The 26,236-nt window shown below is 71.0% G+C and carries 27 protein-coding genes; 1 reads left to right on the top strand and 26 read right to left on the bottom strand.

Translation table 11 applies throughout. From position 1 onward, the window contains the following. Positions 1-225 precede the first annotated feature (225 nt). From LVO85_RS01260 to LVO85_RS01380, 25 genes are all read right to left on the bottom strand, one after another. On the bottom strand, positions 226-882 hold the full coding sequence (locus tag LVO85_RS01260) for a hypothetical protein (protein ID WP_232745591.1): 657 nt from the start codon (positions 880-882) through the stop codon (positions 226-228). Then, on the bottom strand, positions 879-2,363 hold the full coding sequence (locus LVO85_RS01265) for a type IV secretory system conjugative DNA transfer family protein (RefSeq protein ID WP_232745592.1): 1,485 nt from the start codon (positions 2,361-2,363) through the stop codon (positions 879-881). The genes LVO85_RS01260 and LVO85_RS01265 overlap by 4 nt, the downstream gene beginning before the upstream one ends. Further along, positions 2,360-2,809, bottom strand: coding sequence for a hypothetical protein (locus LVO85_RS01270; protein WP_232745593.1), 450 nt, complete (start codon positions 2,807-2,809; stop codon positions 2,360-2,362). The genes LVO85_RS01265 and LVO85_RS01270 overlap by 4 nt, the downstream gene beginning before the upstream one ends. Positions 2,810-2,872: 63 nt before the next feature. Continuing rightward, a complete protein-coding gene (locus LVO85_RS01275; RefSeq protein ID WP_232745594.1) occupies positions 2,873-4,429 on the bottom strand; it encodes a peptidoglycan DD-metalloendopeptidase family protein in 1,557 nt (518 codons plus the stop codon). Between the two features lie 5 nt (positions 4,430-4,434). After that, the gene (locus LVO85_RS01280) at positions 4,435-5,757 is read right to left on the bottom strand and encodes an ATP-binding protein (protein ID WP_232745595.1); all 1,323 of its coding nucleotides are present in this window, start codon (positions 5,755-5,757) and stop codon (positions 4,435-4,437) included. Positions 5,758-5,966: 209 nt separating this feature from the next. Further along, positions 5,967-7,469: an SCO6880 family protein gene (locus tag LVO85_RS01285; protein WP_232745596.1), complete on the bottom strand. Its 1,503-nt coding sequence runs from the start codon at positions 7,467-7,469 to the stop codon at positions 5,967-5,969. Between the two features lie 73 nt (positions 7,470-7,542). Then, on the bottom strand, positions 7,543-8,907 hold the full coding sequence (locus LVO85_RS01290) for a hypothetical protein (protein WP_232745597.1): 1,365 nt from the start codon (positions 8,905-8,907) through the stop codon (positions 7,543-7,545). Between the two features lie 120 nt (positions 8,908-9,027). Beyond that, positions 9,028-9,876, bottom strand: coding sequence for a hypothetical protein (locus tag LVO85_RS01295; RefSeq protein WP_232745598.1), 849 nt, complete (start codon positions 9,874-9,876; stop codon positions 9,028-9,030). A 1-nt stretch (position 9,877) separates the two neighbouring features. Continuing rightward, positions 9,878-10,186 (bottom strand): hypothetical protein, encoded by a 309-nt coding sequence (locus LVO85_RS01300; RefSeq protein ID WP_232745599.1) that lies wholly within the window; start codon positions 10,184-10,186, stop codon positions 9,878-9,880. Positions 10,187-10,188: 2 nt separating this feature from the next. After that, complete coding sequence (locus tag LVO85_RS01305; protein ID WP_232745600.1) at positions 10,189-10,881, bottom strand: hypothetical protein; 693 nt, start codon at positions 10,879-10,881, stop codon at positions 10,189-10,191. 152 nt (positions 10,882-11,033) lie between these two features. Next, a complete protein-coding gene (locus LVO85_RS01310) occupies positions 11,034-11,249 on the bottom strand; it encodes a hypothetical protein (RefSeq protein WP_232745601.1) in 216 nt (71 codons plus the stop codon). A 36-nt stretch (positions 11,250-11,285) separates the two neighbouring features. Beyond that, positions 11,286-12,074: a hypothetical protein gene (locus LVO85_RS01315; RefSeq protein ID WP_232745602.1), complete on the bottom strand. Its 789-nt coding sequence runs from the start codon at positions 12,072-12,074 to the stop codon at positions 11,286-11,288. Between the two features lie 388 nt (positions 12,075-12,462). Beyond that, the gene (locus LVO85_RS01320; protein WP_232745603.1) at positions 12,463-15,840 is read right to left on the bottom strand and encodes a LysM peptidoglycan-binding domain-containing protein; all 3,378 of its coding nucleotides are present in this window, start codon (positions 15,838-15,840) and stop codon (positions 12,463-12,465) included. Beyond that, a complete protein-coding gene (locus tag LVO85_RS01325) occupies positions 15,837-16,289 on the bottom strand; it encodes a pilus assembly protein (RefSeq protein ID WP_232745604.1) in 453 nt (150 codons plus the stop codon). The genes LVO85_RS01320 and LVO85_RS01325 overlap by 4 nt, the downstream gene beginning before the upstream one ends. 7 nt (positions 16,290-16,296) lie before the next feature. After that, positions 16,297-16,692 (bottom strand): TadE/TadG family type IV pilus assembly protein, encoded by a 396-nt coding sequence (locus LVO85_RS01330; RefSeq protein WP_232745605.1) that lies wholly within the window; start codon positions 16,690-16,692, stop codon positions 16,297-16,299. 44 nt (positions 16,693-16,736) lie between these two features. Then, a complete protein-coding gene (locus tag LVO85_RS01335; protein WP_232745606.1) occupies positions 16,737-17,078 on the bottom strand; it encodes a TadE/TadG family type IV pilus assembly protein in 342 nt (113 codons plus the stop codon). Positions 17,079-17,158: 80 nt separating this feature from the next. After that, positions 17,159-17,359, bottom strand: a complete 201-nt coding sequence (locus tag LVO85_RS01340) for a hypothetical protein (RefSeq protein ID WP_232745607.1) — start codon at positions 17,357-17,359, stop codon at positions 17,159-17,161. 72 nt (positions 17,360-17,431) lie between these two features. Beyond that, positions 17,432-18,361 (bottom strand): type II secretion system F family protein, encoded by a 930-nt coding sequence (locus LVO85_RS01345; protein WP_232745608.1) that lies wholly within the window; start codon positions 18,359-18,361, stop codon positions 17,432-17,434. Beyond that, on the bottom strand, positions 18,358-19,215 hold the full coding sequence (locus LVO85_RS01350; protein ID WP_232745609.1) for a type II secretion system F family protein: 858 nt from the start codon (positions 19,213-19,215) through the stop codon (positions 18,358-18,360). Before LVO85_RS01350 ends, LVO85_RS01345 begins: the two co-directional genes overlap by 4 nt. Continuing rightward, positions 19,212-20,864: a CpaF family protein gene (locus LVO85_RS01355; protein ID WP_232745610.1), complete on the bottom strand. Its 1,653-nt coding sequence runs from the start codon at positions 20,862-20,864 to the stop codon at positions 19,212-19,214. Before LVO85_RS01355 ends, LVO85_RS01350 begins: the two co-directional genes overlap by 4 nt. Further along, entirely contained in the window at positions 20,861-21,664 is an 804-nt protein-coding gene (locus tag LVO85_RS01360; RefSeq protein ID WP_232745611.1) for a hypothetical protein, read from the bottom strand. The genes LVO85_RS01355 and LVO85_RS01360 overlap by 4 nt, the downstream gene beginning before the upstream one ends. Positions 21,665-21,666: 2 nt before the next feature. Next, complete coding sequence (locus LVO85_RS01365; protein ID WP_332875390.1) at positions 21,667-22,284, bottom strand: SAF domain-containing protein; 618 nt, start codon at positions 22,282-22,284, stop codon at positions 21,667-21,669. 169 nt (positions 22,285-22,453) lie between these two features. Continuing rightward, positions 22,454-23,380: a hypothetical protein gene (locus LVO85_RS01370; RefSeq protein WP_232745612.1), complete on the bottom strand. Its 927-nt coding sequence runs from the start codon at positions 23,378-23,380 to the stop codon at positions 22,454-22,456. Next, the gene (locus LVO85_RS01375) at positions 23,368-23,934 is read right to left on the bottom strand and encodes a hypothetical protein (RefSeq protein WP_232745613.1); all 567 of its coding nucleotides are present in this window, start codon (positions 23,932-23,934) and stop codon (positions 23,368-23,370) included. The genes LVO85_RS01370 and LVO85_RS01375 overlap by 13 nt, the downstream gene beginning before the upstream one ends. 300 nt (positions 23,935-24,234) lie before the next feature. Then, entirely contained in the window at positions 24,235-24,702 is a 468-nt protein-coding gene (locus tag LVO85_RS01380; protein ID WP_232745614.1) for a helix-turn-helix domain-containing protein, read from the bottom strand. 75 nt (positions 24,703-24,777) lie between these two features. Between LVO85_RS01380 and LVO85_RS01385 the strand changes: the two genes are divergently transcribed. After that, on the top strand, positions 24,778-24,999 hold the full coding sequence (locus tag LVO85_RS01385; RefSeq protein ID WP_232745615.1) for a helix-turn-helix domain-containing protein: 222 nt from the start codon (positions 24,778-24,780) through the stop codon (positions 24,997-24,999). Here the strand turns inward: LVO85_RS01385 and LVO85_RS01390 are convergent. Next, positions 24,996-26,180 carry a tyrosine-type recombinase/integrase gene (locus LVO85_RS01390; RefSeq protein ID WP_232745616.1) on the bottom strand — a complete coding sequence of 395 codons (1,185 nt, stop codon included), beginning with the start codon at positions 26,178-26,180 and terminating at the stop codon, positions 24,996-24,998. The genes LVO85_RS01385 and LVO85_RS01390 overlap by 4 nt on opposite strands. Positions 26,181-26,236 lie beyond the last annotated feature (56 nt).

A 26,236-nucleotide genomic window follows, 5' to 3' on the forward strand; every position in this document is an offset into this window, starting at 1 on the left:
GTCACCACCAAGACCTTCGAGAACGTCACCGATGTCCTGATGCGGAACTGTCACCCATGTCCTGTGACATCACACCCGGCGCCCACAATGCAGGTGCTGTTGTGCTCAGCGCTCCCGCCCCGCGATGCCCCCAGACCCCGGCGCGTGAATGCAGTCGGACGGCACCCGCGCGCGTCCGCGGGCGCGGCAAAAAGTGCGTCACGGATGCGGCGCGACGATCTGACTTCAACGGATCTCGCCGGTCTCCAGATCCACTCGGTGTCCGTCGACGACCTGCAGGCGCGGAGCACGTTGGGTCTGGTCGACTGGCTGCAGCAACCGGCGGTGGTGGTCGACATCGGCAACGTAGTGCTGAGCCCGTTGGTCGTGGGCGCCCTGGAAGCGGATGTGGGCTGGGCGGGCTGGCCAGTCATGGTGGCGGCTGTCGCAGGCCGTGCGCAGCCGGGTTCTGCGACGGTCGAAGAAGGCGGGCAGTGCGTAACGGTGCCATTCCTCGAGGGCGTCGCTGTCCATGTCCTGGCCGGCTGTGTGGCGCTGGTCGGCAAGGACGGCGATCTCGTGGACCAGGTGGGGGTGGGCGGGCCAGCAGGGTGGCACGAGGTAGGCAGGGTCCCAGACGTGCTCGGTGTTGACCCAGTCGACGACGGCCTCGAGCCAGTCCCACAGTTCGGTGCGCATGGGTGGGTCTTCGATGGATCCGGGGTCCCACGGGCGGGGCAGAGTGCTGAGATCGCCGATCGCCTTGCGATGGGCGTCGTCGCTGTTAAGGGCGATGTCCAGCTCCCGGTAGGCCAGGGTGATCAGGGGTCCGGGGGTGGGGAATTGCCTGGCCAGCGGGTAGCGTCCCCGTCCCTGTTTGCCCGCCTGGTGGGGTGTGTTCACCGGTCGTCCTCCGCTGCGGTGAGGCCGTGCTGGTGGGCGGCGGCAAGGGCGGCGGTGGTGCATGCCTCGGCGGTGACCGTGCCGCTGCGGTGCCGGCGAGTTTGGTCTCGGAGCATGGCCTGGTCTGCCAGGAGCCGTCTGCCGGCGTGGCCGTCGATGCACCGGTGCAGCCGGGCCATGATCGATTTGCCGTTCTCGGAGATGACCAGGGCGTGCCGTTCCTTGATCTGGCGGATCTCTGACCCGGTGAGCACGGGGATGTCCTCGCCCGTGTAGGTGCGTCCGCCGCGGTGTCCGGTGTTCCAGGTGGCCCGGCCGACGCGGACCTTGCCGACGAGGTCGGAGACCTCCTGGTTGAAGGCGACGTCCTTGGAGCCGCCGAACAGGATGAGGTTGTTGGTCAGGCCGAGCACGGCGCGGGCCTCGGACTGGCCGAAGATCGAGTCCAGCTGGGCGCGGGTCTGCGCGGCCCAGATAAACGACAGGCCGAGGGCGCGTTCGTTGGCCATCCGGGTGCGCAGCGTGGGCAGGGGTGCGGTGGAGGGCAGCTCATCCAGGCAGGCAAGCATGGGCGGGCACAACCGGCCCCACGGGGAGCGCTGCGCCATACCCAGGGCGGTGTCCAGGACGTGCTCGGCCAGGGCGGTCATCAGCGGGGAGGCCGAGGCGTAGGGGTCTTCCCGGCCGAGCAGGTAGATAGTGCCGCCACCGGCGAGGACCTGCCCGATGTTGGTCGCTGGTCGTCCCGGGCCGGGGACGCACCGCCTACGCATCGGTCCCTGGAAGAACAGCGACAGCGCCTGCTGCACTGTTGTGATCGTGTTACCGGCGGTCCGTTCGTCACCATGCAGGGCACCATGCAGCAGCCCGTGCCAGAACCGGGCGGCATGGGGGTGGGTGCGCAGGATCTCCGAGGGTTCGACGGTGGAGCGGGGGTCGGCGACCCACTCCAGTACGTCATCCAGGGAGCGGCTGGTCAGCGCGGCGGCGTGGAAGTAGGCCTGGATGACCTTGGCGGCCTCGGCGGCGTAGAACCGGGCGGCCTGGTCCCCGTACCCCTCAGCCACAGCGCCCTTGATCGTGCCGGCGGTGAACGCCTTGGCCCGCCGCTCGGCCACGAACGGGTCCACGCACCCGGCGATCGGGTCCCACACGAGCTCGGGCAGCCCTGGCACCAGCCCGAACGGGTCAAGCACCACGCAGGGACGCCCGCCGGCCGAGCGGGCCGTGAAGGTCAGCAGCAGGTCGTCCGGTTTGGTGAGAGTGACCAGGGCCGCTCCGGGTGCCTCCAGTAGGGCTGGGGTGAGCAGGTCCAGGGTCTTGCCCGACCCCTGCGGTCCGATGACCCCGGCGGTGCGGTCCCACGGCACCCACAGGTCGACCCCGGCGGGGGCGGTGGACCGTCCAAGGTTCCACCCCACGTCCCGAGGATCGAACCCTCGGTCGACACGACGACGCTGGAAGGGGCTGGGCGGATTCATCGCGGGTCCTTCCCGTGAAGGTCGGGCCGGATGATCGCCCGGTGCTTGCGCAACCGGGGCAGACCCAGGAGGGTGCTGGCCTCGGCCCGGGAGGCCATGCCCCGCAACCGGCCCGGCCCCCACCGCCGGTACGCCACCACGAAAGCGACCAGCCAACAGAGCAGGGTGACGCCCGCAATGATGTGCACCCAGGTCCGCAGCGCCCCCGGATCGGCGACCACACCGGGGTCGGTCAACCCGGCGCCGGCATCCCCGCGCAGGAGCCCAGGCAGGCTAGGGAGCAGCTCGGTGGCCGGGGGCCAGCCCCAGCCGCCGCCGGCGACGAGGTTGGCCACGGCCCGCCCGGTGTGCACCCCCAGCACGGCGACGAGGAGCAGGGTGGCCACGATCGCCAGTAGGATCTCGTAGGTCCACGGGTGGGGGTTCTTGAGTCTGTCCTGCTGCATCGCGGTCTCTCCTCCTCGGGTCAAGTCGTCTATTCGTTGAAGCGGATGGGACGGCTCAGGGACTCAACTGGGTGCTTTGGGGTTGTCGTCGATGTTGCCCAGGCGCCAGACCTCGAAGATGTGGTTCTCCATCGCATGCTCGTAGCTGAAGTGCCCGACCCCCGTGGTGGGGTTGGCGGCCTCGATCGAGGTGAAGGTGGCCGGGTCCCAGACGAACCCGACGTGCCCGATCGTGTGCGGCCCCAGGTAGGAGTCGTAGAAGAACAAGTCCCCTGGTCGGGCCGCCTCGACCGGGACCCGGAACCCGTTGCCCATCGCCAGCCAGTCCCGTTGCGCCTGGGCGGTGCGGGGGGCGGTGATCCCGATCTGGGCCATCGCGGTCTGGGTCAGGGAGGAACAGTCCCAGACGTCGGGCCCACCGGCGCCCAGGATGTAGGCGTCACCGTTCTGCGCGGCCGCGAACGCCAGCATCTGGGCCACCCGTTCGCTGCTGACCGGGGGCAGGTCGGGGTTGCCGCCCTGACCGCCGCAGTGCACCGGGTCACCCAGCACCAGTCCGCCCCCATACTGCTGTGCGTAGTACAGGACGTCGTTGACGTACCAGTCCGCGTGGTTGTAGACGAAGAGCGCCTCACGCACCCCCTGTTCGCCACGGTGCACCCCGGAGGCGGTCAGGTAGTTCGCCGCGGAGTGCACCGAGTCGCCGGCGTTGTCGATGTCGGCCAGCCCGTCCCCGTCCCCGTCCACCCCGTAGGCGGCGAAGGTGGCCGGTATGAACTGCATGAGCCCCCGTGCCCCCGCCCAGCTGGTGCCGGTGGTGGCCCCGTGCGCGGTCTCGGCCATGCCGATTCCGGCCAGCAGGGTCCACGGGATCGCATACTCGGCGCCCGCCTGCTCGTACAGCTCCTGGACGCCCGGCGGGACCGGCAGCGGCGAGTTGTGCAGGGAGTCCTGCCGCGGCTCACCGGGGGCGGGCAGCTCGAACCCGATGCCACCCTCCCCGTCCTCGGGCAGGTCCGGGGTCTGGCCGGGCGGGGGTGATGATGCGACGGCCACGCCGGACAGGGCCGCGCCACGCTGCGCCATGAACGGCACCGGGTCCACCGGTTCCCCATCGACGTGGACCTCGAAGTGCAGGTGGGAACCGATTGAGTCACCGGTGGACCCCTCGACCCCGACCCGTTGACCCAGGTGGACGGCCTGCCCGACGGTCAGCGTGCTCGGTGCCGCCAGGTGCAGGTACCGGGTGCTGATGCCACCACCGTGGTCGATCGTCACCGTGTTCCCTCCCCCGCTGGACCACCCGGCCGCGGTGACCGTGCCGGCCGCGGCGGCGACCACCGGTGCGCCCGCCGGCTGCGAGGTCAGGTCCACGCCTGCATGCAGACGCCACTCCTGGTGGATCGGGTGGAACCGGTCACCGAACCCCGAGGTCTGGGTGTAGGCGGTCTCGTACGGCGGCCGCCAGTCCCCGGTCACGGGAAGGGCCCCCTCACAGAACAAGGTGCGGTGCACCTGCGCCATCGCGGGCGTGGCCACCGAGGCCACGAGCACCGCGGTGGACAGGGGGAATCCCGCCAGCAGCGCGAGGACGGCCAGGACGACCAGGACACCTTTCATGCCTATCACCTGGCCGACTCGATGCCGAGGTTGGTGTTGGCCAGGGCGGCCTCCAGGGGGTGCAGGACGGTCTGCACCTTGTACAGGCGGTCACCGACCTGCCACACGGCCCGGCCGGGTTCCTGCCGGGCCCACCCGGTGATCGCGTCCACCGCTAGCGGTCCCAGGCCGAGGATCTCGTCGAGCTCGGCGGCGACCTTGGGGCCTTGCCCGTGCAGGATCTTGATGTCGGCCAGGTGCAGCATGTCCCGGGCGATGGTCTGGGCGACCGAGCCCTCGTCGCCGGCGGAGAGCAGGTCGGAAGGTTTGTGCGCGACCGCGTACTGGATGTCCCCGCCGGTCCCGGCGTACCCGCGGGACAGGCGCATGTCGGCGTCGAACGCCTTGACGGCCTCCGGTCCCAGCCGCAGCTGCCGCCACGCCTCGTCCCGCACGACCACGCGCTGGTCGGCCCGGGAGACGACCTCCCGTTGCCCGGCACCCCAGGAGCCCAGGCAGGTCAGGGCGATCCCCACCGCTTCCGCGGGGAGTCGGGACAGGGACAGGGACTGGATCGGCGCCAGCCAGTCGATGTGCACGGTGGTGTGCGCGTCGAACATGCCGGCCAGGGCCCCGTTGACCAGCTGGCCCAGGGCATCACGCAGCAGGCGGGTGGAGTCCATGAACTGCCGGCGGGTCTCGTACCGGGTCGCCGTCACCAGCTCGGGGGCAGGGTTGTCCAGGGCGTGCCACAACCCGGGCAGGGTGGTCTCGGCCAACGATGTGGCCGCGGTGGTGTACCCGGTGAGGTCGGCCAGTGCGGTGCGGACCACCGCCTCGTCGGTGGGCCCGAACGGGACCAGGTCCTCCCCCATCTGCTGGGACCCGACCAGGGCCCGGATGAGGGTCAGCCACCGCCCGAACACGGACTGGGCGCGACGTTGCGCCTCCACCCGGTCCAGCCGTGCCCACCCGTGACCCAGCGGTCCCAGGGCCAGCGGGTTGACCCGCGCCCCGAGTCCGGCGCCGAGCGCGATCGGCTCGACCCCCAGGAAGGCGCACACGCCCTCGTACTCGTCCTTGGTGTCTCCCAGGATCAGGGCCCGGTACCCGAAGTCCATCATCCGCAGGATGAACGCCTTGGTGGTCCCGGACTTGCCCATCCCCGGTTTGCCGAAGCACATGATGTTCGGGTTGCTGACCGGCACGTCCGCCCGGACCACCCAGCCCAGCGGGTCACAGTGGAACGCGGCCCCGGAGGCGACGTCGATACCCATCTGCGCCCCGGTCGGGGGCAGCGCCGGGGTGGGGATGAACGGCCAGAACGCCGGTGCCTGGTCGCTGGTCATCCGCCAAGTGGCCACCGGCGCCCGCGCCGGCGCCCACCCCCGGTCCCTGGCCCGTGGCCCCCTCGGGCTGGTGGGCCGAAACACCCGCGGCTCCCGGGCCGCCTTCCCCGCCGGTTGCCCGATGGTGGGAGTGTCGTGGCCGAAGTCAGCCAGCAGGCGGGCCACATCCCGGCCACCGGCGGACCGGCGGGTCCCTGGGCTGCGCATGCTCAGCCTGCCTTCCGGGTCAGGCTGATGCCCATCGGCACCACCGAGGCGGCGAAGGCCACGTCGTGGGCCAGGTCCAGGCGCAGCGGGGCGAACCCGGCCCGCCGGATCGAGGAGTCCAACCGCCTGCCGGCCTCGGCCGCGCGGACCGTCTTGGGCACCGTGACCGTGGCCACGGCGTAGGGCACAGTCAGCGAGTTGCCGCGGGCCAGCTTGGACTCCAGCCGGCGGACCTTCTCGGACTCGTCGACGTTCTTGGTGCGCTGCTTCATCCGTGCGGCGACCCGCAACGACTGCCCCAGGTCCGCACCGAACTCGCTGTTGGCCGACTGCCGGTCCGCCCGCCCCGGCGGCACGAGGGGGTAGCACACCATGAAGCTGCGCCGCTCCCCGTCCTCCCGTGGGATGAGGACCGGGGCCAGCGCCCCCATCGCGGCGCCCTTGACCGGCAGCGTGATCGTCGAGGAGACCGAGTTCCAGGCGTCGTGAGAGTAGTGCCGCACCGCGCCATCGGCCCCCGACGGCCCGGCCATGTCCCACGGCACACAGGTGTTCACACCGTCGTCGCTCTGAGCGGCCGCCAGGGCGTCGATGATCGCGGCCCGGTCACCGGGCGCGAACCCGGTCCGGCACGCAACCGCGAGCTGGGGGCTGGTCAGCCACTCCACTGAGGTGACGCCCAGGCCGCCGCGCAGGTGGGACTCGACCTCGGCGATCGCGCCGTACAGAGCACGCGCGCGGCCGTTGACACCCCCGCCGTACTCCCGGGCCACCTTGCCCAGCCGTGACTCGGGCACTACGACGGTGACGTACTCCTCGGTGCGCACTGTTGCGGCGGTCAGCGACTCGTGCAGGTCGTCGTTGATCGCCGTCACCTGGGCCGGGGTGTTCGGGGTGCGGTGGCGCCGTACCCAGTCGGCCCGTTCGGCACCGTCCTCGGGGACGGTGCGCACCATGAAGATCACCTCGGAGACCAGCTCGGCCCGCACGGCGGCATCCAGCAGCTCGGCCAGACCCTGCCCGTAGACCTCCCGGTCCTCGGTCTCGGCCATGCCGAGGCCGGGGTGGACGATGCAGGCGGTGACCGCCCAGGTCCTCATGGAGTGGTTCTGGACCAGCGCGACCCGCCGGTGGTCGTGCCCGGCAGGTGGGCCCTCGTGGATCACGACGCTAGACAGGATCCCCGGCAGGTCCGCCTGCTCCTGTGGCTGGGCCTGCCCGGTGGTGGCCCGCGCCCGGAACCGGGTCCACCCGGCCAACGTCCCCGCCGCCAGGGCCACGGTCGAGGTGATCCAGCCGGTCATCGACCGGCCCCGCACCGGGACGGCCACGACACCGAACACCAACCCCCACAGGAGGACGGACAGGGCCACCGCGGCCCAATCCTGCTGGGAGATCGACCAGGCAACCGGGAGGACCGCTGCGGCCAGGAGGCCGAGCTGCAGGCCGGTGAGGCCGAAGAACCACCCGATGCGGGCGCGGGTGTAGTCGCGGTAGACAGTCACTCTGGGTGCCCTCCTGAGAACTGTGTCGGTATCGGTCGTCTCCCACAACGGGGCCGGGCGCGCCAGCGACTCATCACTTCACCGCGCCCGCTGCCGCCCCGGCCGCTCCGGCACCGGACCCGCTTCCTGCGCCACCGGGTGGGATGAAGGGTCCGGTGCCGGCGCTCGGGGTGGTCTGTGCCGGTGGCGGTGCCTGCACCGCTTCCCGACCTGTGTCACCACCACCACCGCCGCCGCTTCCGCCGCCGGTGTCTTCGCCGCGCTGTTCGGGGTGGGTGACCCGGTGCCGGTCACCAGTCCTTCTGGCCGGCTGGAAGTCGGGGACGTAGGTGTTGTGGCCTACCCCTGCCTGGTTGGCCACGTCCGCGCCGATCGCGGCGCCCCGGGTGCCGGCGGAGACCATCGCACCGATGCCGACGCCGACCACTGCGCCGGCCGCGCCGAGCGCCGGGTGGACCAGGCCACCGCCGGTGGAGGCCAGGGTCCCGGTGGCTTTCGCGGCCCGCTGGTTCGCCTCCCCCTCGGCGGAGACCTCCCCGCGGGAGCGGCCATGGGCATCGACCGACGAGGCGGCGTTGGAGGTCGACCCAGCCCGGCTGGCCAGTCCCCGCACCCCTCCCTGCGCCTCGTACCCGGCCCGCATCGCGGCGCCGGAGGAGGTACCCGGGTCCACGAACGCCAACAGCTTGAACAGGGCCAGCGGGGAGAACGCTGCGACGCAGATCAGGAACACCCCAGGGATCGCCGTGCCGACCGTCTTGGCCAGCCCGTCGGCCTCACCGGTGACGACCCCGGTGGTCAACGAGATACCCAGCCCGAGCACTAGGACCACCAGGACCGGGGTGAACGCGGCGGCGTGGAACCACCGGAACGACTTCCAGAACCAACCCCTGGAGAACCCGCTGGCCAGACCGGCGGCCGCGATCGGGCCGGTGGCGACCAGCACGAGCAGCGCCCCGGCCCGGGCCAGCATGATCACGAAGAACCCGATCGCGCCCAGCCACAGGAACAGGCCCAAGAACCCCAGGACGGTGGCCAGCAGCGCGTCGGTGACGTCCTCGGCCGCGATGAGGTACACCTCGGACGGGTCCCAGTGCGCGAAAAGCTCGACGCCGAACATGGCGCGCATCAACGATCTGGTCAGCCCTTGCGCGGCGGCCAGGACCATCGCGGCGTACCCGAGCCAGGCTGCGAACACCACGACGAACTGGGCCACCCCGATCCCGGCCTGGGCCAGATCGGCCCCGTCGCGGCGGAACGCGGCCACGCCCAGCTGGGCCATGCCCAGGATCAGCACCAACGCCAGCGCCAGCCACAACGTCGTCCGGTACACCTCCCCGGCCGGGCCGGCCGCGGTGACATCCGGGGTCAGGATGGCGTCCACGAACCCCAGCACGGTGCGCAGGAACCACAGGCCGCCCATCCAGATCGCCAGCATGATGGAAGTCCACGCGTCCGCGACCAGCTCACCAACGGCCTTACCGGCCAGGTACTGAAACGGGTTCGGCAGGTCCAACACGGCACAGCCTCTCGTCGTGGTCTTGGTGGTCTCGTGGTCTCAGTGGTCGCTGGCCCAGGGACGCCAGCCGGCCCGGGCCGCCAGGTCGGTGCCCGGCCAGGTCGACGGCGCGGGAGCCACCCCGTGAGTGGTGTCGATGAGCCACCGCTCGCCTGCCCAGGTCATCGCCTCGCAGTGCCCGTACGCGACCCGGGCTTCCTCGACGAGCCGGGCATTCAGCTCCAGCAGCACGCACGCAACCACCCAGTCGTCCCCGTCGGTTCCTTTGACCTGACCAGCCGCGGGTGTCGCCGTCACGACCAGGCCCGACTCTTTGTGCTGTCCGCTCTGGTTGGCGGCGGTGAGGAAGTCGGTGACGTTGCGCGTCATCACCCACGCGGCCGGCTCGCCCTCACCGGTGGACCAGGACCGGTAGATCTCATGGGTGGCCGGGACGGACATGCCCTGGATGACCGCGACGTCGATCGCGGCCAGCTGCGCCACCGCACCCTGCGGGGTGCGCGGGTACCCGGTGGGGACACCCACCGGGCCGGTGCTGGCCGCCGGAGGGACCTCCAGGGGCTCCACGATCGTGGTAGCCACCGGGCCCTCACGGAACGCCCGCCGGTCTTCCACCCCCGGCATGTCAGCGTCCGCGATCTGCTCGCGCCGTGCCGGCCCAGCTTCCGCCAGGGTGGACTCGTCCAGCACCAGCTCGACCGGTTCCTGCTCTGCGACCGTGTTGCTGGAGTCGGCCCGAGCGAGCGTGTCGGTGGGGTCGTCAGCCAGGGCCTCCCAGATGAATAGGCCCAGGCCCGCCAGCAACACCAACCCGGCACCGATCGCGCCGGCGAGGATGGCCAGCAGCCTGCCACGGCCCCACGCCTCGGCTGTCTGTGACGTCGTCATGTCAGACGCACCCGGAGCCCATCATCGCGTCCAGGATCCCGGGCAGGATCAGGTAGGCGATCACCGCGACGAACACGATGACCAAGCCGATGATCCCCCCGGTGCTGGCATGCGGCATCCCGAACATCCGACCCCCGGCGATGGCACCGACCGCGATGATGACACCAAGGAAGAACAGGATACCGACACCCCACAGGACGTACCCAAGGATGTTGTCGACGTGCACCTGGGCACCCGGCGGCGCCTGCGGGCAGACCTGGGTGACGAACGTGGCGGCCTGCAGGCCGGCGTCGTGGAGAGTACTGAACATGCTCAGGTGTTTCCCTTCTGGTAGTGGGTAGCGGCGTTGTCCAGCCCCAGGAGCTGGGTGATCGACCTGATAGCGCCCAACACGCCGTAGGGCAGGGGGCAGGTGTCTAGGCCGCGCACCGCCAAGCCCGGGTCGTGAGGCACATGCACCGACGCCTCCTCCAGCAGGGCATCCGTGCGGGGGCCGACGCAGTAGGCCACCTCACGCGGCCAGCGCCGTCGCCCTGGGCCATGGACGGCTACGGCCAGGCGTCGCTGAACGGGCCCGAGGTCGTGCAGGTCCCTTTCCAGGCGTCGCAGGCCGGGAACAGTGGCCGTCGTGACGAGGATGAGAGCGCGCGCGTCCATCACGGTGGAGCGGACCCACCCGCCGGCGGACAGTGCGACGGCCCCGAGGCCCCACCCGGGGTCGAGCACGTTCAGCGACAGGCCTTCTGCTGGGTCTGGATCCGGGACAGGAACCTGGTCGGGTGAGGCGTACCCGTCCTGGAGCCGGTCCAGGATCACCTGGTCCCGGCGCCCACGCACCCACCCGGTCCCGGTCGCCCCGAGCTCAGCGGTGGCGAACCCGGCCAGGCCGCTGGAGCCGTCGGGACCGGTCTCCACCACCCGCACCGGCTGCCCCAGCACGGTCGCTACCGCCACCGCCACCGTGGTGGCCCCGGCCGACCCGTGGCAGCCCAGGACGCTCAGCACGGGTGACCTAGGCTCCCAGCTGGGGTGGGCCTCACTGGTGCAGGCTCGTTGCCTGGCAGTGCCCCCGGCCGGCAGTTCCCTGGCCCCGGGTCGGAACCGGCCGTCCTGGACGGCATGCCAAGCACGCTGCAGCTCGCCGACGCTGACCACGGTCACGACCCGCTCTCGGGAGTGAGCAGGCGCAGGTGCCGGCGTGCGATCGCTCGACGCACGTCCTCGGTGGACAGTTGGGCAAGGGCGGACTTGGCCGCCTGGACCTCGCGCAGCCGGCGGACGCAGTCGTCCAGGTCCGCCAGCACCTGCGGGCCTGATGCGGACAGCTCGAGCAGCTGCTCGACGTCGTCCCCGACCTGCGTTGGGTGGATCATCATGCCTCCCAAAGCGCGGCGGTGAGGTTCTGGGTCTCATGCGACGCGAACTCCTGTGGCGTAGGTGTCCTGCAGTGCCCGCAGGGCACGCTCACCCCGGCGCGCCACCGTCGCGCGGGACACGCCATACTCCTGCGCGACGTCAACGGAGCTGGCGCGGGCAAACAGACCTCCCCGTCCCCGTCCGCTGCGCCGGGTGCAGGCGTGCTGGGCCAGGCGCAGCAGCAGCTGGCAGTCATCCGCGCTCACGACGCCCGCACCGCGGGCGTCCTCTAGCAACCCGTGCAGCAGGTCCGCCTCCGCCGCCGCGACGGTCTGTGGCCCACAGCCACCGACCGGGTGCCCCGACAGACCAGGTCCGGTAAGCAGTTCGGGGTCCGCCGACGGGAACTCAGCACCGTCCGCCCGGGGGTCCATCGACAGTCCCAGGTCGGACATCACCTCTCGCCGGGTGTTCAACAGGACCGTCGCCGCCACCCAGACGCCCTTGCGCCAGCTGACCGTGCGGGCGCAGATCCACAGCTGCCCAGCCACGAGCTCATCAATGTGCGGGTGCGCGGACATCAAGGCCTGCGCTATCCCGACAGCCCCCGGCAGCAGCAGCCACAACAACGCCGCCGTGGCCGCCGGGTCGTCACCACCATCGGTTGCTCCCAGCTCGGCCAAAGCCAGTAGAACCTCGTTTGCCTCACCGGGACCCGAGCGCTTGATCCACTCCCGTAACCCCATCAGTTCGTCACAGACGCCCAGGACCGGATGGGTCTGCTGCCACTGCCCCCACTTCGCGCACGCCGAGACCAGCAGGTCCCCCTGCGGCTGCTCCACACCAAGCTGTGTACCCAGGCACACCTCGAGCTCCTCTCGTCGTGCGATCACGTCGAGAAGATCTCCAAGCAGCGCTCCCGTCTGCGTCCCCACCAGAGGTAAATCGGCGGACAGGCCCAGGTGGGGACGCGACAAACCCCCAGGTCAGACAGCGTCCCCAAACGTCCCCACAAAACACCTTTGCGGCGGGAGGGAATCCGCCCCCGTCCTGGCCAGGGCCGCGCTGCTGGCCCCTGGGGTGGTCACGGCCGGCACAGCCCTGATGGCCACCGACGCGCACGTTGCGGTCCCAGGCACCAAGTCGGGCGACTCTTCACACGCCGGGCACAGACAAGCCCTACCCGAGCGGGACACTCCCCGGGTGGAGGTTGCTGCTGAGGTGGTCCGGCTATACGGCTTCCTTGCGGGCTTCCAGCCAGCGGTGCCGGTCGAGGATCTGCTGGGTGCGTCCGGGCAGGTCGGCCGGTGGCAGGTCGGGGTCGTCGGCACGGTTGCAGACGTCCCTCTGCAGCAGACGCACGGCCTCGGTCGTGTTCCCTTCGAGCGCGGTGACCGCTGCCAGGTCCAGGGTGGGGATTTCCTCATGGGGAGCAGCGAGGAAAGCGATCTCCGCGACTGCGCGGGCCCCGGCCAGGTCACCCGTCTGCAGGTCGTGCGTGACGACGGTGTGGGCGACGTCGACCACAGCGCAGGTCATGTGCTGGTCCAGCCGGTCCCCCTCGAAGAGCCAGCCCCATCCGCCGCGTCGCAACTGGTCGAAGGGCCGTCCCTGGACCAGTCGCAAGGCCGCCCGCAGGTCCTCGATGCCCTCAGTTCCCCCACGGACCCCGGCGCGGGTCCTCAGCCGGCGAAAGAGGTCGACGTCAACCAGGAGCCCGAGCACCTGGTAAAGCTTCACCCTGCGCGCCCGGGCAGCCGGGGCGTCCTGGGCGTTCGGTAGATGCAGGTCACCGGTGGTCGGGTCCTGACCCAACCACTCACGGCACCTCCCCATGTAGTCGCGGGTCTTGGCCTCGGTGATCCCGAACGCCTCGGCCGTCTGCGCCGTGGTGACACCGTGGGGATGCAGGGCCAGGTAGGCCAGGAGCTCGGTCAGGTACGGCTTGCGCACAGCAAGCGGTTTGCCCCACGTGCTGGCCGCCACCGGGCCCAACAAGGTGAGCTTAGGTACCCGAGCACCGGTGTCCCACCACGCGGCCAAATCCGCATCCAGGGTGGGGTCTGCCCCAAGGATCTCCCGTGCGACGTCCCGTTCGACACGTGGCGCCAGCCTGGAGAGGTCCTCTGCGGTGGTGGCCGCCACCTCCTCGTACGTGTCATCTCCCTCCGGCAGCAGCGTCACCGTCTGATCCCCGGCCCTCGCCCGGGAAGTGGTGTGCTCGGGACGGATGGCGCCAGCCTGGTCGGACCACCCGCGCCAGGACCGGTCCTTCTCCCCGGGGTCGAGGCTGACGGCCACCGGCATCGGTACGTCCGACTCCTCATGCGACTGTGCGAGAAGGGCCGCGCACCCGGCCGCCTCGTCGACGGTCAGACCGACGCCGACCAGATCCAGCCCCGCCGCCGGGATGCGGAGGCGACCGTCCGCGGTGGCTTCGATCTGTACCGCGCTGGCACAGGGAGCACCTGCGCGGAGGACCGCGCAGGCACCCGTGCGACCTGCGTGCTCGGCCAACAGACCCCGCAGCTGGTCGGTAGCCGAGGAAGTCGCGGCGTCGATCCCGAGCAGGACCACCCGGGCCGGCCAGGTGTCCTCCCCATCCTGGCCCACCCGGGCGGTGGGCACGTCCCCTTCCCCCACCCGCTCGATGACGCCGACCACCTCGGCAACAAGGTCCTCAACAGCGCGAGAGTCGGCGATGCGAACCCGGGCCGGGTTCATCGGGACGACCTCTTGCGCGATGCCGACGCAGTCCAGCCGGACCCCGGCCGACCAAGGGTTCACCGCGACCTCAGCCGCCAGGTAGCGGGCCAGGTCGTCCACGTACTCGGCTGCCCCCGTCAGGGCAACCGTCAGGCCCTCCAGGTTCAACAACCACGCTGACCCGTCGTCCGCGGTACCGATGCTGACCAACAGCGGGAACGGGGCAGGGCTGTCCTCGGGCAGCTGCCCCACCTGCTCCAGAGGAGCGACCGCCGACAGGAACCAGTGCTCGCCGCGTCCGGCGTCCTGCCACGGGGCGCCCAGGTCGGCCGGTTCGGACAGGTGCAACCACACGCCGTCCCCAGCCAGCTGCACGGCAGACACGGCAGGGACGGGTGCCCCGGTAGCGACGCAGGCCGCACCGAGGCGGCGCAGAGTCTCGTCTAAATGCTCCAGCGTGACCGCCGCTGCAGGACCCCGGGTCTGGATGGTCTTCTCCACAGGGGTCAGGACGGGATCAGGGGGGGCGACCGCACGGCCCGGGCGGCGGGCCCGGAACCGGGAGCGGCGGCGCAGCGTCAGCGCGGTGAACAGAGCCCCTCCCAGCAGTGCCCCGGACCCGACGATCCCCTCCAGCAACCACTCCGGGGGCGTGTCCTCCTCGACGTCCCCAGCAACGTCCCCGCCGACGTCCCCAGCAACGTCCCCGCCGACGTCCCCAGCAACGTCCCCGCCGACGTCCCCAGCAACGTCCCCACCAACGTCCCCACCTGTTTGAGGGGCGGCCAGACCCTCGCTGCCGACGACAGGGGCTGCGCCCGCGGCGGCACCCATGCTGACACCGGTCTGCGCTGCCGCGCGCCCTGCCGGGTTCGCCTCGGCCGGTCGTTGCTGCGGTTCCCCTGCGCCGTCCTCCGGGGCACCCATCTGCGTCCCTAGGGTGGTGGCGGCGTCTGCGGCCGCGGGCGCAGCCGCAGTGGTGGGCGCCGTCCGTGCCGGTTCCTGCGTCGCAGCGGTGTCGGGGAGTTCCAGGCGCCAGCCTGGGTAGATCAGGTCGGGATCTGCCAGACGTCGCCCGTCCGGTTGGACGGTGGCGGTCGAGGCCTCGTAGATCTCGGGCCACCGGGTGGCCTCGCCCAGGTGCTGCGCCGCCAGTCCGCTGAGGGTGTCGCCAGTCTGCACGACCACCACCTGGCCCTGGTCCCTCTGCTCTGCGATGGCTGCCCCGTTGTCGGCTACGGGGAGCTGCAGCACCATGCCGGGGGTGACCCGTTCGGCGCCGCCGGTGAGCTTCTCGGAGTTGAGGTCGACGATGCGGTGGTACTCGTGTCCGAACCCCAGGTGCTGCTGCGCGATGGACCAGAGGGTGTCACCTGGGCGCACCACGTAGGTGTTGGCCCGTTCCCGTTCGGTCGTAAGCGTTGCCGTGGCCGTCGATGGCGTCGAGGTCAGGGCCATGGGGGCCTGTCCTGCCACCGGGGCTGCGGCGGCCGTGAACGGGGCGCCCGCGCTGGCTGCGGCGGGGGCCGGGCTGCCGCCCACCCCGCTGGGGGCGGCGATGAACAGGGCGAACGCGGCGATGACCAGGGGACGCATCCCGGACTGCGGCAGGGACAGGACCGGCAGTGCCGGGGGTCGGACGCCCCGCAGTGCCGAGACGGCTTCTACGGCGATGCTGACCGACAGTGCGGCCCACACGACCCAGCCGAGCAGCTTGGCCCCGGTCAGGGCCAGGGTGCCGTCGTCGGGTGTCAGCAGGGCGTCACGGGCCTGGTCCAGGCTGGGCAAAGTCTGCGGTAGCGGGTTGCCTCCCAGGGCCACCAGCAGGGCGGGCAGTCCCACCAGGATGCCGATCAGGACGACCAGGGCGCCCAGGCCGGCCAGTCGTTGACGCAGTCTCATTGTTCTACTCCTTCCACGGACCGGGTGATCCGTGCCTCAGCGGTACCGGTCGCGGTCAGGGCGCCGACGCCGACCACGCCCAGGAACAGGGTCGGGTAGGTCGAGGTCACCTCCACCCGAATGCTGGTCGGCCCGGCTACGGTCGCCGACCCAAGGGCCCCGGCGGTGTCCAGGTAGGTCTGGGCGGCCGCGGCGGCCCGGGCGGGGTCCGCCCGGGCGCCTTGGCCGCGGACCCCGGTGGCCATCTGTACCTGTTGCCCGCCGACCCGGGCGGCCTCCCGGGCGACGGCCCGGGCCTCCTGCATGGCGTGCAGGTGCCCGGCCACGTCGACGGCCAGACCGACCATGATCAGGAACGAGGTCGCGATGACGATGACGAACACACCGACCGAACCGCGCTCGGCACGCTCCCCGAACGTCTCCACAGCTCCCCCTCTGCCGGTCTTCACAGCGGTCTCACCCCTGCCGTGAGCGGTACGTATCAATCGGGGACGACATGGTCGCCTCCAGGGTGCGGTTGCCCGGGATACCGGGGAAGGCCAGGTCGGACATGTCGACCTGGCAGGACACGGTCGCCGAGACCATCCCGGGTGTCCCGGGGACCTGCGCGAAGGCGCTGGTGTCCACCGACACCGACTGGGTCGCGCAGCGCACGTCCTGGTTGGCCAGAGATGCCGACGCCGCGCCGGCTGCGGAACCGGACGCCTCACCGGCTGAGCGGGCAATCGAGGCAGCACGGGCCGCCTCAGCGGCCGCTGCCTGGACAGACTGCTGCGCCAGGGCGTACCGGCCGGCGAAGAACACGGCCAGAACGAAGAACAGCAGGACCGGGCCGAGAACGACTATCTCCACCGACACCGACCCCCGGTCACATCCGGTCCCACGCACGCGGCGGTTCATCCGGTGATCCTCTCGGTCGGGAAGCTGGCCGACTGGGCCACGGCCGGGTCCAGGAACGGAATGAGGCTCTGCGCGTGGCCGGTGACGGTGACGGTCGCGGACGTCACCGTCCTGGACCCGGAGACGGCCACGTTCAGGACGACGCCGCTGCCGGCGTCGGCCACAAAGCTCGAAGCTGCCGCGATGCCGGCACCGGCCGAGGAGTCCTCGGCCGCAGCGACCCGGGCGCCCTCCTGGGCTGCCGCCAGGGCGACGGCCCGGGCGTGGAACCACAGCCCTCCCTGCACCATCGCGAACAGCAGCAGGAACACCAACGGCAACAGCACGACGACCTCCACCGACGCCGCACCACGGTCCCGGGCACTGACGCACGGGGATCGCGCCACCGGCCGGGACAGCGGAACGGGCCGGTGCCGCATCAGCCCAAACCGCCCAGCCTGCCGGTGGCCCAGCTCGTGAGCAGACCGACGATGAGGGTGGCCAGGGCGAACAGCCCCAGGGCGATGACGACGGTCTCCACCGAGATCGACCCCCGCTCACCGCGGTCGATGATCTCGGCGCGGACACGCTGCGGGTAGGCAGCGGCCCGGACGCTGTAGTGGATGGTGGACTTCTTCATGGTTGCTCCCCTTTTTGATGGTGTGTGAATTGACGGATCAAGTCGGTCGGATGGGTGGGGTTGTCGTGGCGGTCAGCTCCCCACCATGCGCAGCATCTGGGGGGTGATCAGGATGAGCAGGAAGATCAGCCCGAGCAGGGTCATCGGCAGGGTCATTCGTTCGCTGACCTCGTTGGCCCTGGTCTTTTGCGCGGAGAGGATCGCTGAGCGCATGCTGGTCGCGCGAGCCTTGAGCTGGGGGTAGACCCGGGCCCCGTCCTCCCCGGACAGGCGCATGATGTCGGCCAGCTCGTGCAGGTCGGGCAGGTCGATCTCGTTGCCCAGCTGACGCAGCGCGTCCCAGGGGGTGAGCCCGGACCACCGGGTCCGCGCCAGCTCCTCACGTAACCGGGCGAAGACCCAGGAGTCCCCGACCGCGGCCGCGGCCTCCATCGACTGCCGCGGGCCGGACCCCGAGGCCATCTCCAGGGCCACCAGGTCCACGAACGCGCCCAGGGCCCGCGCGAACTCCACCCTGGCGTCCCGGGCTTCGGTGACCACGTTGTACGTCGGGATGAACCACAGGACCACGGCCAGGAGCAGGGTCGCCACGACCGGCACGTACACCGGGACGGCGAAGGTGAGCATCACGGTCCAGGCCAGCACCGGGCCGGCGACCAGGCCGATGAAGGCGTACAGGATCTTCTCCCCGTAGAACCGGGTCGGCGTCGTGCCCACCACGGCCAGGTCCGCGGGCGCCACCCTCCCCCAGACCGCCGGCGGCAGGTGCCGGGCACCCCAGGCACCCAGCACGTCCCGCACATCCCGCGCGTCGCCGGTGCCCTGGACCCGGGCCTGGGCGCTGGCCTGGGCGGCGGCCTGAGCCTCCCGGGCGCCGGCCGGGGAGAGCCTGGTCAGGGTCTGCCCCAGGTCGGGGTGGGCAGGGACCAGCTGGAACAGCACCAGCGCCACCCCGGCCCCGACAAGGCCACCGGCGGCCAGCAGCAGCTGCACGGCAGTCATGACGCGCCGTCCCGGACAGATGCGCCGATGAACCTGGGCATCGCTTTGCCCTGGGCCATCGTGCGCAGCCAGATCAGCATCCCGACGTACAGGGCCAGGAAGGTGCCCAGCAGGACCTGCCCGACCGGGGTCCCGTACGGGGCGATGTAGTCCCCGGACAGGGACAAAAACCCCAGCACTCCCAGGGTGATCCCGGTGATCAGCCGGGCATTGGCCCGCGGCTTGGCCCTGTCCGACTCGATCTCCCGGCGGGCCCGCACGTCCTCACCCACCGATTCGGCGAGGGCGCCCAGGACGGTGGCCAGCCCGCCGCCGCGGCGACGCGCCCCCAGCGCCAGGTTGGCGGCGATCAGGTCCCCGGTGGGGTCGTCCAGGTCGTCGGCGAACGCCCGCAGCGCGTCCTCGGTGGCCCACCGTGCCCGCAAACGCCCCGCCAGGCGGGTCACCTCCGGTTTGATCGGCTCCGGGGTGGACCGCAACGACCGCAGGAGTGCCTGCTCCAGCCCGACCCCGGCACCCAGCGTGCCGGCCACGGTGCGGACCCACTCCTCCATCGCCTCCAGACGTTCCACCTCCCGTCGCGCGGGGGGCGCGGCGAGCAGCACCGGGACACCTGCCAGGGCCAACGGGGCGAGGACCAGGGCGATCACCCACCCTGTCGCCACCGCCACCAGGGCACCCCCCGCCAGTCCGATTCCCAGGAGCACCCGGGTCCGCGGGCTCACCCGAAGACGGCTCGTGCTGGTCCTCTGTGGGCGGGCCGGCGGGATCGGCCGGGCCAGCAACCCCAGGACCAGCGCCATCATCCCGCCGGTGACCAGGGCGCCGGCGAGCCCGACGAGCACGGTGCTCATGGCCCGGTGCCTTCCTGCGCCTGGGTGAAGCCGGCCAGGTCGAAACCGAACCGCGCCAGGTCCCGGTACTCATCCGGCAGCACATCCGGGGAAGCCACCGTCGCCCCTGGGTCCGCGGTGAACACGTGGGTGACGGCGTACCCGGTCTGCTCCTCCCCCAACGCCACCGCGATGATCTGGGAGACGAACCGGGACACCTGAGCGCTCCCGTCCGGGCCCGGGTGGGTCTGTTTGGTGACGTGAACGACGACGTCGACACCCGACGCGACCGCCCGCAGAGCGAACTCGTGGGTCGCGTGCTGGCCGGACTCCATCACGCACGTCACCAGCTTCTCCACCGCCCCAACGGCGTGTGCCGCGTGCGTAGTAGAGATCGACCCGGACCCGGACTGCATGGCCTTGAGCATCGCCGCGGCCTCCGGGCCACGGACCTCGCCGACGATCTGCCGGTTCAGGTTCATCCGGAAGCTGCCGTGCAACGCCTGGTCCAGGCTGAACGCCCCGGCACGTTGCCCGTCCGGGCCGACCTCCCCGGACCCCGGCCGCGCCTCCCACGCGAACACGTACGGGTGCCGGTCGCGCATCTCGTGCAGGTGCAGCTCGTACTCGGTCTCGAAGGTGCCGATGACCTCATACTTCGGGATCTCATGGCACAACGCCCGCACCATCGTCGTCTTCCCCGCGCCCTGCGCACCGGAGACCACCACCGAACGCCCCGAACGGACCACCGCCGCCAGGAACGACGCAGCCACACCGCTGAGCGTGCCCAGGGCGACCAGGTCATCCAGGGACACCTGCGTCAGCCGGTGCCGGCGGATCACCACCTGCGGTCGGGGCGTCACCCACGCCTGCGCCGCCAACCGGGCGCCGCCGTCCAACCGCAGGTGCAGCTCGGGATGGGACGGGGAGAACGACCGGGCGTTGACCTCCGAGCGGGAGGCCACGAACATCAGGAAGTCCACCAGCTCCTCATCCGAGTCCGCCACCGGTGCAGCGGCCACCTGCTTGCCGCCGGTGAGCTCAACGGTGACCTGGTCGTGGCCGAAGATCATGATGTTCTCCACCTGCGGGTCGTCGACCAGCGGCTGCAGCCGGCCCAGCCCGAACACCGCATCGAACACCGCCCTAGCCAAAGCCTCCTGCACCTCGGGTTCCCAGGCGGTCTCACCGGCCCGCAGCCGCTCGGTGGCCTCCTGGTGCAACAGGTCGGTGATGATCACCCGGCCCCGCTCCTGCTGGGCGCCCCGGTCCTCCTCACCGGTGGGCTGCCCTTCCTGGCTGAGCCGGTCGGCGGTCTGCTGCCGCAGGCTCGCCACCAGCTCCCAGTCCACCCCCGACCCCGACCAGACACCCCCAGCAGACACCCGCCCGTCCCCGGCGTGCAGGGGCACCACGTTGCCCCCACCCCCCGGTCCGGGCAGTTCGGGCTGGTGAGCGACCCCGGTGGTGGTCTCCGGTGGTGTGCCGTTGGTGTCCGGTGGTTCGGCGGGCGGGGTGAGGGTGAACCCGCCTCGGCGCCGACCCCGAGGTAGTCCCTCAGCCCGGGACGGGGTGTCTTCCGAGGTCTTGGGCGTGGTGAACAGTGGTAGCCCGGCCGGGTCGGCACTGCCGCCTTGCTCGGTGCCGACATCCAGCTCCTCGACGCTCACGCCTGCACCCCCGCCCCGGTCAGGTCCGCGGCGGTGCCGGCCACAGCATCCCGGGCGGCCACGTCCAGGGTGCGCAGGCTGCGGACCAGCCTGCTGCCCTCCAGACGGCGCACCTGCGCGCCGGCGGAGAACACCGCGGCAGTCTTGGGGTCCCAGGCCACGGACGCTAGGACCGGGGACCTGCCGCCGCACACCCCGGCCAGCACCTTGCCTACCTCACCCTGGCTGTACGGGCGTCCGGGACCCACCAGCACCACACCCAGCGACGAGGACGCTGCGCCGACCTCTGCGAGCTCGGTGTGCATCGTGGCCAGCCAGGACCGCAGGGCGGACAACGACACCAGGTCGGCTCGGCACACGACCAGGGCCAGGTCCGCCCCGTGCAGCAACGCGGATGGTGACCCGGCCAGACCGAGGCGGCCCACGTCCACGATGACGTCCTGCCCGGTGCCCTCCAGTGCCTTGAGCGCGGCCAGCAACGGCTCAAACAGGCCGGCCAGGATGCGGGCCTGTCCGTGGGAGCGGGTACCGGGCAGCAGTCCCACCTGGGACCCGGGCAGTGGCATGGCCAGGGACGGCAAGGCCGCCCGTAGCCTGCCCTGGCGGTGCGCGGTCCACAGCTCCAACAATGCGTCCGGCGGCACCATCTGCCCGCGCAGGTACCCGGCCAGCATCGCCGAACCACCGGTGGGGTCAGCGTCCACCAACACCGTGGGCCGCCCCCGGGACAGCGCCCACCCCAAGGCGGTCGTCGTCACCCCCGGCGAACCGGAGGCCGATGTCAGCGCGATGACCGCCACCTTCAGTCCCCCTCGCGGCTGTCCAGGACCACCGCGGCCCGACCCGCGGAGGCCCACTGGACGATCTGCGCCGCGTCCTGCTCCGGCACCAGGACCGAGACCACCGTCTGCGCCGACTCCAGCGACGTGGCCACACCGACCACCTCCGCCGCAAACAGGGTGTCCTGCGCCTCGAACGTCGCCGGGTCACCGGCCTGACCAGGGGTGGCCACCACCCGCACGCGGTCCCCCACCGCCAGCGGTTCCCCGGGCATCAGCTCGGCCGTCAACGCCAAACCCACGACGGACTGCCCCTCGCCCGGGACGACCTGCTCGGCGGTCGCCTCACGGGTCAGCAGGGTCCCGGCCGACAGGTCCCGTGCCGCGCGCTGGCCCACGAACGACTCCAGGTCGGCGCCAGGCACGACCTGCAGCGCCGGGTCCGGGGTGACCTGGACGGCCATCAGGTCGCCCGCGGTGATCGTCTCTCCCCGCATCACCGTGTCCCGTACCGCCACCACGCTCACCGAGTCCGTGTTGGACAGGTACACCCACACCGCCAGCAGGGCCCCCATCAGGACCAGGCCCAGACCGGCCAGAGCCAACACCGGTCGCCGGCGCAGCTTCGGCGGGGCCGGCACAGAGACCGGTTCCCCAGGCCTCGGTGCGACAGGAGGCGGCGATGACCCGCCGGTGCTCCCCTGACCCTCACCCGGGTCCAGCTTCTTGGCCATTAGTCCCTCTCCCCATCCCGTTTGCGTGAGGCTCGAGGTGCTTTCCACCCCGAAGGCCCTTCCCCGCCCCTGATTCCTACTGGCTCAGCACCTGGACCTCCCCCATCACGATCTGACCGTCCTGGACCAGGTCCATCTCGATCGTTCCCGACTGTCCCAAGCCCGCCCAGGTGATGACCCAGTACGACGTCGCCGAGATCGCGTACCGGCCCTGCTGCTCGTACCGGTGGCCGCAGTCCGGGCTGTCCATGTCTTGGAACCGGTCCTCGTACGTGGTACCCGGCGTGGTACAGACCACGACGGTCCCGTCCCCCATGTCCCACTCGATCCGGTCCACCTGCGCCGTCGCCGTCACCGACCACGGCCCCGAGCTGGCAGTCCGGGTGATCGGCCCCCACGTCGACCCACCCAGGTCTTCGACCCACATCCACGTCGGCAACCCCACCAGCCCGACCCGGTCCGGTCCCTGCTCGGGCACGATCCCGATCTGGATTGCCCGCAGGTTCATCGACTCCACCGCCGCCCGAGCCAGCTCCTCCGGGTCCGGCGGGGCACCCCACGGCGGTGACGGGGCCCACCGGGGGACCGTGTCCGGCGGGAACGGGTCAGTCAAGGTGACACCGCGCGAGCACCAGAAGATCGCCCCCTCCGTGCGACCACTCCAGGCAGGGTCGCCCCAGGGCGGCTGCGGGTCGGCGTACTTCGTCCAGCACGCCCACTCATACGACCAGTACCAGTCGTGGATGACGCACGGCACCTCACGGTCCAGCAACGGGTCCGCACAGACCGGGTCGCCGCCCTCCCCCGGCTCACCCGACCCGTCACGCGGCGGAGCCGGGTAGTCCGGCGGAGGCGGCGGGACGTAGATCATGCACTGACCGGTCAGCTCGCTGACCTTGACGCAATCCGGTTCGGCCTGAGCGGGCGCACCGATCAGGGCCGTCAGGGACGCGCCCAACATCATGCTGAGGATGGCCCGCCACAGGACGGCTAGCCGTCGCACGGCTCGTTCCTGTTCGTGTCGTCCACGATGTACCAGCCGAGCTCCGCGGAGTCGTCACGCTCCAGGACGAAGTCCTTCAGCGTCTCGTCCAGGCGGTCGTCCGCGATGACGGACTCCCCGTCCTCGTCGACCGCCTCGACAGCAGACACGTCGGCGCAGGCCACCGCTTCCGCCGTCTCCTCGTCGATCATCACCTCGAGCACTTCCAGGTCGGTCCCACCGGTGAAGGTGATTCCCTGCGCCTCGGCGGCCATCACCTCGGTGACCCACTGCTCGCGAGCCGTGTCACGAGAGAACGGGTAGATCCCCTCGATCGACTCCTCGCCGGTGGTCGCTCGCGCCAAGGCTGCATTGAAGGCCTGCAGCGTGGCCTCGACGTCTGCCCGGTCCTGCTCCTCGTCCGACAGCTCAGGCGCTGCGGTGGTGGTCTCGGAGGCGTCCGTCGGTGCATCGGTGGTCGGGGTGGGCGCTGTCGTCGCGACCGGGTTGGTAGGCGTCTGAGTGGCAATCTCGTCGCCGGGGTCGTTGCTGCAGCCGGCCAGGACAAGCGTCACTGCCGCGACCAGACTCACCGCGGTAGCTCGAGTACTTGTCCCCATAGCGCGTCCTTCCCTCACCCACCAAAGCGGCTCGCGGGTCGCCCGGGTCTCACTCTCCGACGATTTGGCACTTTAGCGATACCCCCGAACCTTCAGCGGCCCCATAGCGGAGTCTGTGGATAAGTGGGACCCCATGCCCCCGGCCCCATCCCACTGGGGCCGCTTCGAGAGTAGACGCCAGAGCCGCCGTCGCCGAGTGTTCTTGCCAAACCGTTACCCAAGGGGCGCTGGCGCGACAATCACCGCGGCACGATCTCAGGCCCCACGCCGCGCCAGAACGAGCGCCGTCTCCACCTGTGCCGTAGAGACATCCAGCGCGCGCGCCAGCGCGTCCACCACGTCCTTGGCGGGCATCCTCCTGAAGTCGCCGCTCTCCCACCGCCGGACCGTGGACGAGGAAGCGTTCGCCGTCTCCGCCAAGCCCTGCAAGCTCATCCCCCGGCTGACCCGCAGCTCTCGAAGCGCAAGACCCTCAGCGTTGTCGATCGCGAGCAGCTCGACCGGTTCGACACCCAACACCTCAGCGACCCGACGCAGCGTCCTCGGTCGAGGCGTGGCGACACCCCGCTCCCAGGCTGAGATGGCAGCAGCGCCCTGGACCCCGACCTCCACCGAGAGCGCATGCTGCGACCATCCCCTCTGGAGCCGGAGAGCCCGTAGCCGGTCGGTGTCCAAAGGCACACGCGCGTAAGGAACGGTCACACCCTCGCTCTGTTCGCCCACAGGACGCAGACTAGAGGTTGGCCTGCGTCTGCTCGCCGCTGAGACCCCAGGCCCCGCGACTCCGCTTTTGGATGCATGAGCAAGCGCACCGCAAGCATGGATACGACCACTAGGCGTCAGTTCGAGTCTCTTGCCGAGGCGGCCGCTCGGACCGGGCTCAGCACTTACACACTGCGGCGAAGGATCGCCGACGGGCGGTTGCCTGCCTACCGCAGCGGATCACGCATCATCCGGGTGAACCCCGACGACGTGGACAATCTCATGACGCGCATCCCGACGGTGATGCGAGACGACTAACTGCCGATCACCCGGTTCAGGCGCTCGGTCAGTGCCCTGTCTCGTGTCGCGGTCGCATGCTGGTACCGCAGCGCCACGGTGACGTCGGTATGGCCGCCCCTGTGTAGCAACTCGGCCAGCGTCGCCCCTTGAACGGCGTAGGCGCTCAGGCCGGTGTGCCGCAGGTTGTGGAAGTGGAACCCGGGACGCCCGGAACGATCGCGAGCTTCTCGCCAGTGTCGATCAAGGGTCGACTGGCTGACTCGAGTCCCACGCGGGCCGCAGAGGACGGGGGCGGTCGGTTCGGACCCGGTGAACGTGCCAAGGTGCATGACCAACGCGGGCAGCAGAGCGGCGGGGATGGCGATGCTCCTCACGCTGCCCGCCTTGGGAGGGGTCAGCGACTTCGCCTGACTGTTCCATTGACGCCTGACATGCAGGGTTGCCCGGCTGGGGTCGTCCAGGTGCTCCAGGTCCCGGCGCTGCAGGCCGAGCACCTCTCCCATGCGGAGGGCACACCACGCGGCTAGCGGTACCGCGATGCGTAGGTGCGCGGGCATAGCCTCGGCGAACGACTTGACTTCTTCGGCGGTCGCCACGTCGCCCTGCTCATCCTCGGGGCGGACCCGCCGATGCTTCCGCGCCACCGGGAACGTGAACGTCTCAAGTCCGCCGGCGCGGGACTTCACAGCTGCGTTGATGCATGAACGGAGGACGATCGAGGCGTTGGCTGCCACCCCGTTCGTCCGCGCACCCGCGTGCCGCTTGCTGGGCAGGCGGGCGAGGGCGGCCAGGTGGTCGGCCACCATCTCGGTGGTCAGGTCCACCAGACGCACGTCTCCTAGCTGGGGGACGACGTGGTTCTTGAGGACCGACCGGTAGGCGACGATCGTCCCCCTGGACCTGTCGGGGTTGGCCTCCAGCGCTGTTAGCCACGTCTCGGACCATTCGCGCAAAGTCAGACTCTCCGCAGCCTGACGCTCGGCTTCGGCCCGATGGGCGGCACGACGGGCAGCGGGTGGGACGAATATGCCTCGCGCTGCGTCCGCCCTGGCGATGCTCAACGCAGCCTTGGCGTCCGTGAGCGTGTCGTAGACACCCAGGGAGTGAGTCTTCCCGTCGAGGTCCATCCGCACTCGGTAGCGGCCGCGGAAACGCACGACACCCTGCGGCAGTCTGCCCTTGGCTTGGCTGGTGCCCACCGGTGCCCACCTCCCGACCTCAGCGGCGGTGTGTCAGCTGTGTGTCAGTTTTACCG

It is taken from the genome of Ornithinimicrobium sediminis (genome assembly GCF_021272345.1).
Classification (GTDB): Bacteria; Actinomycetota; Actinomycetes; order Actinomycetales; family Dermatophilaceae; genus Ornithinicoccus; species Ornithinicoccus sediminis_B.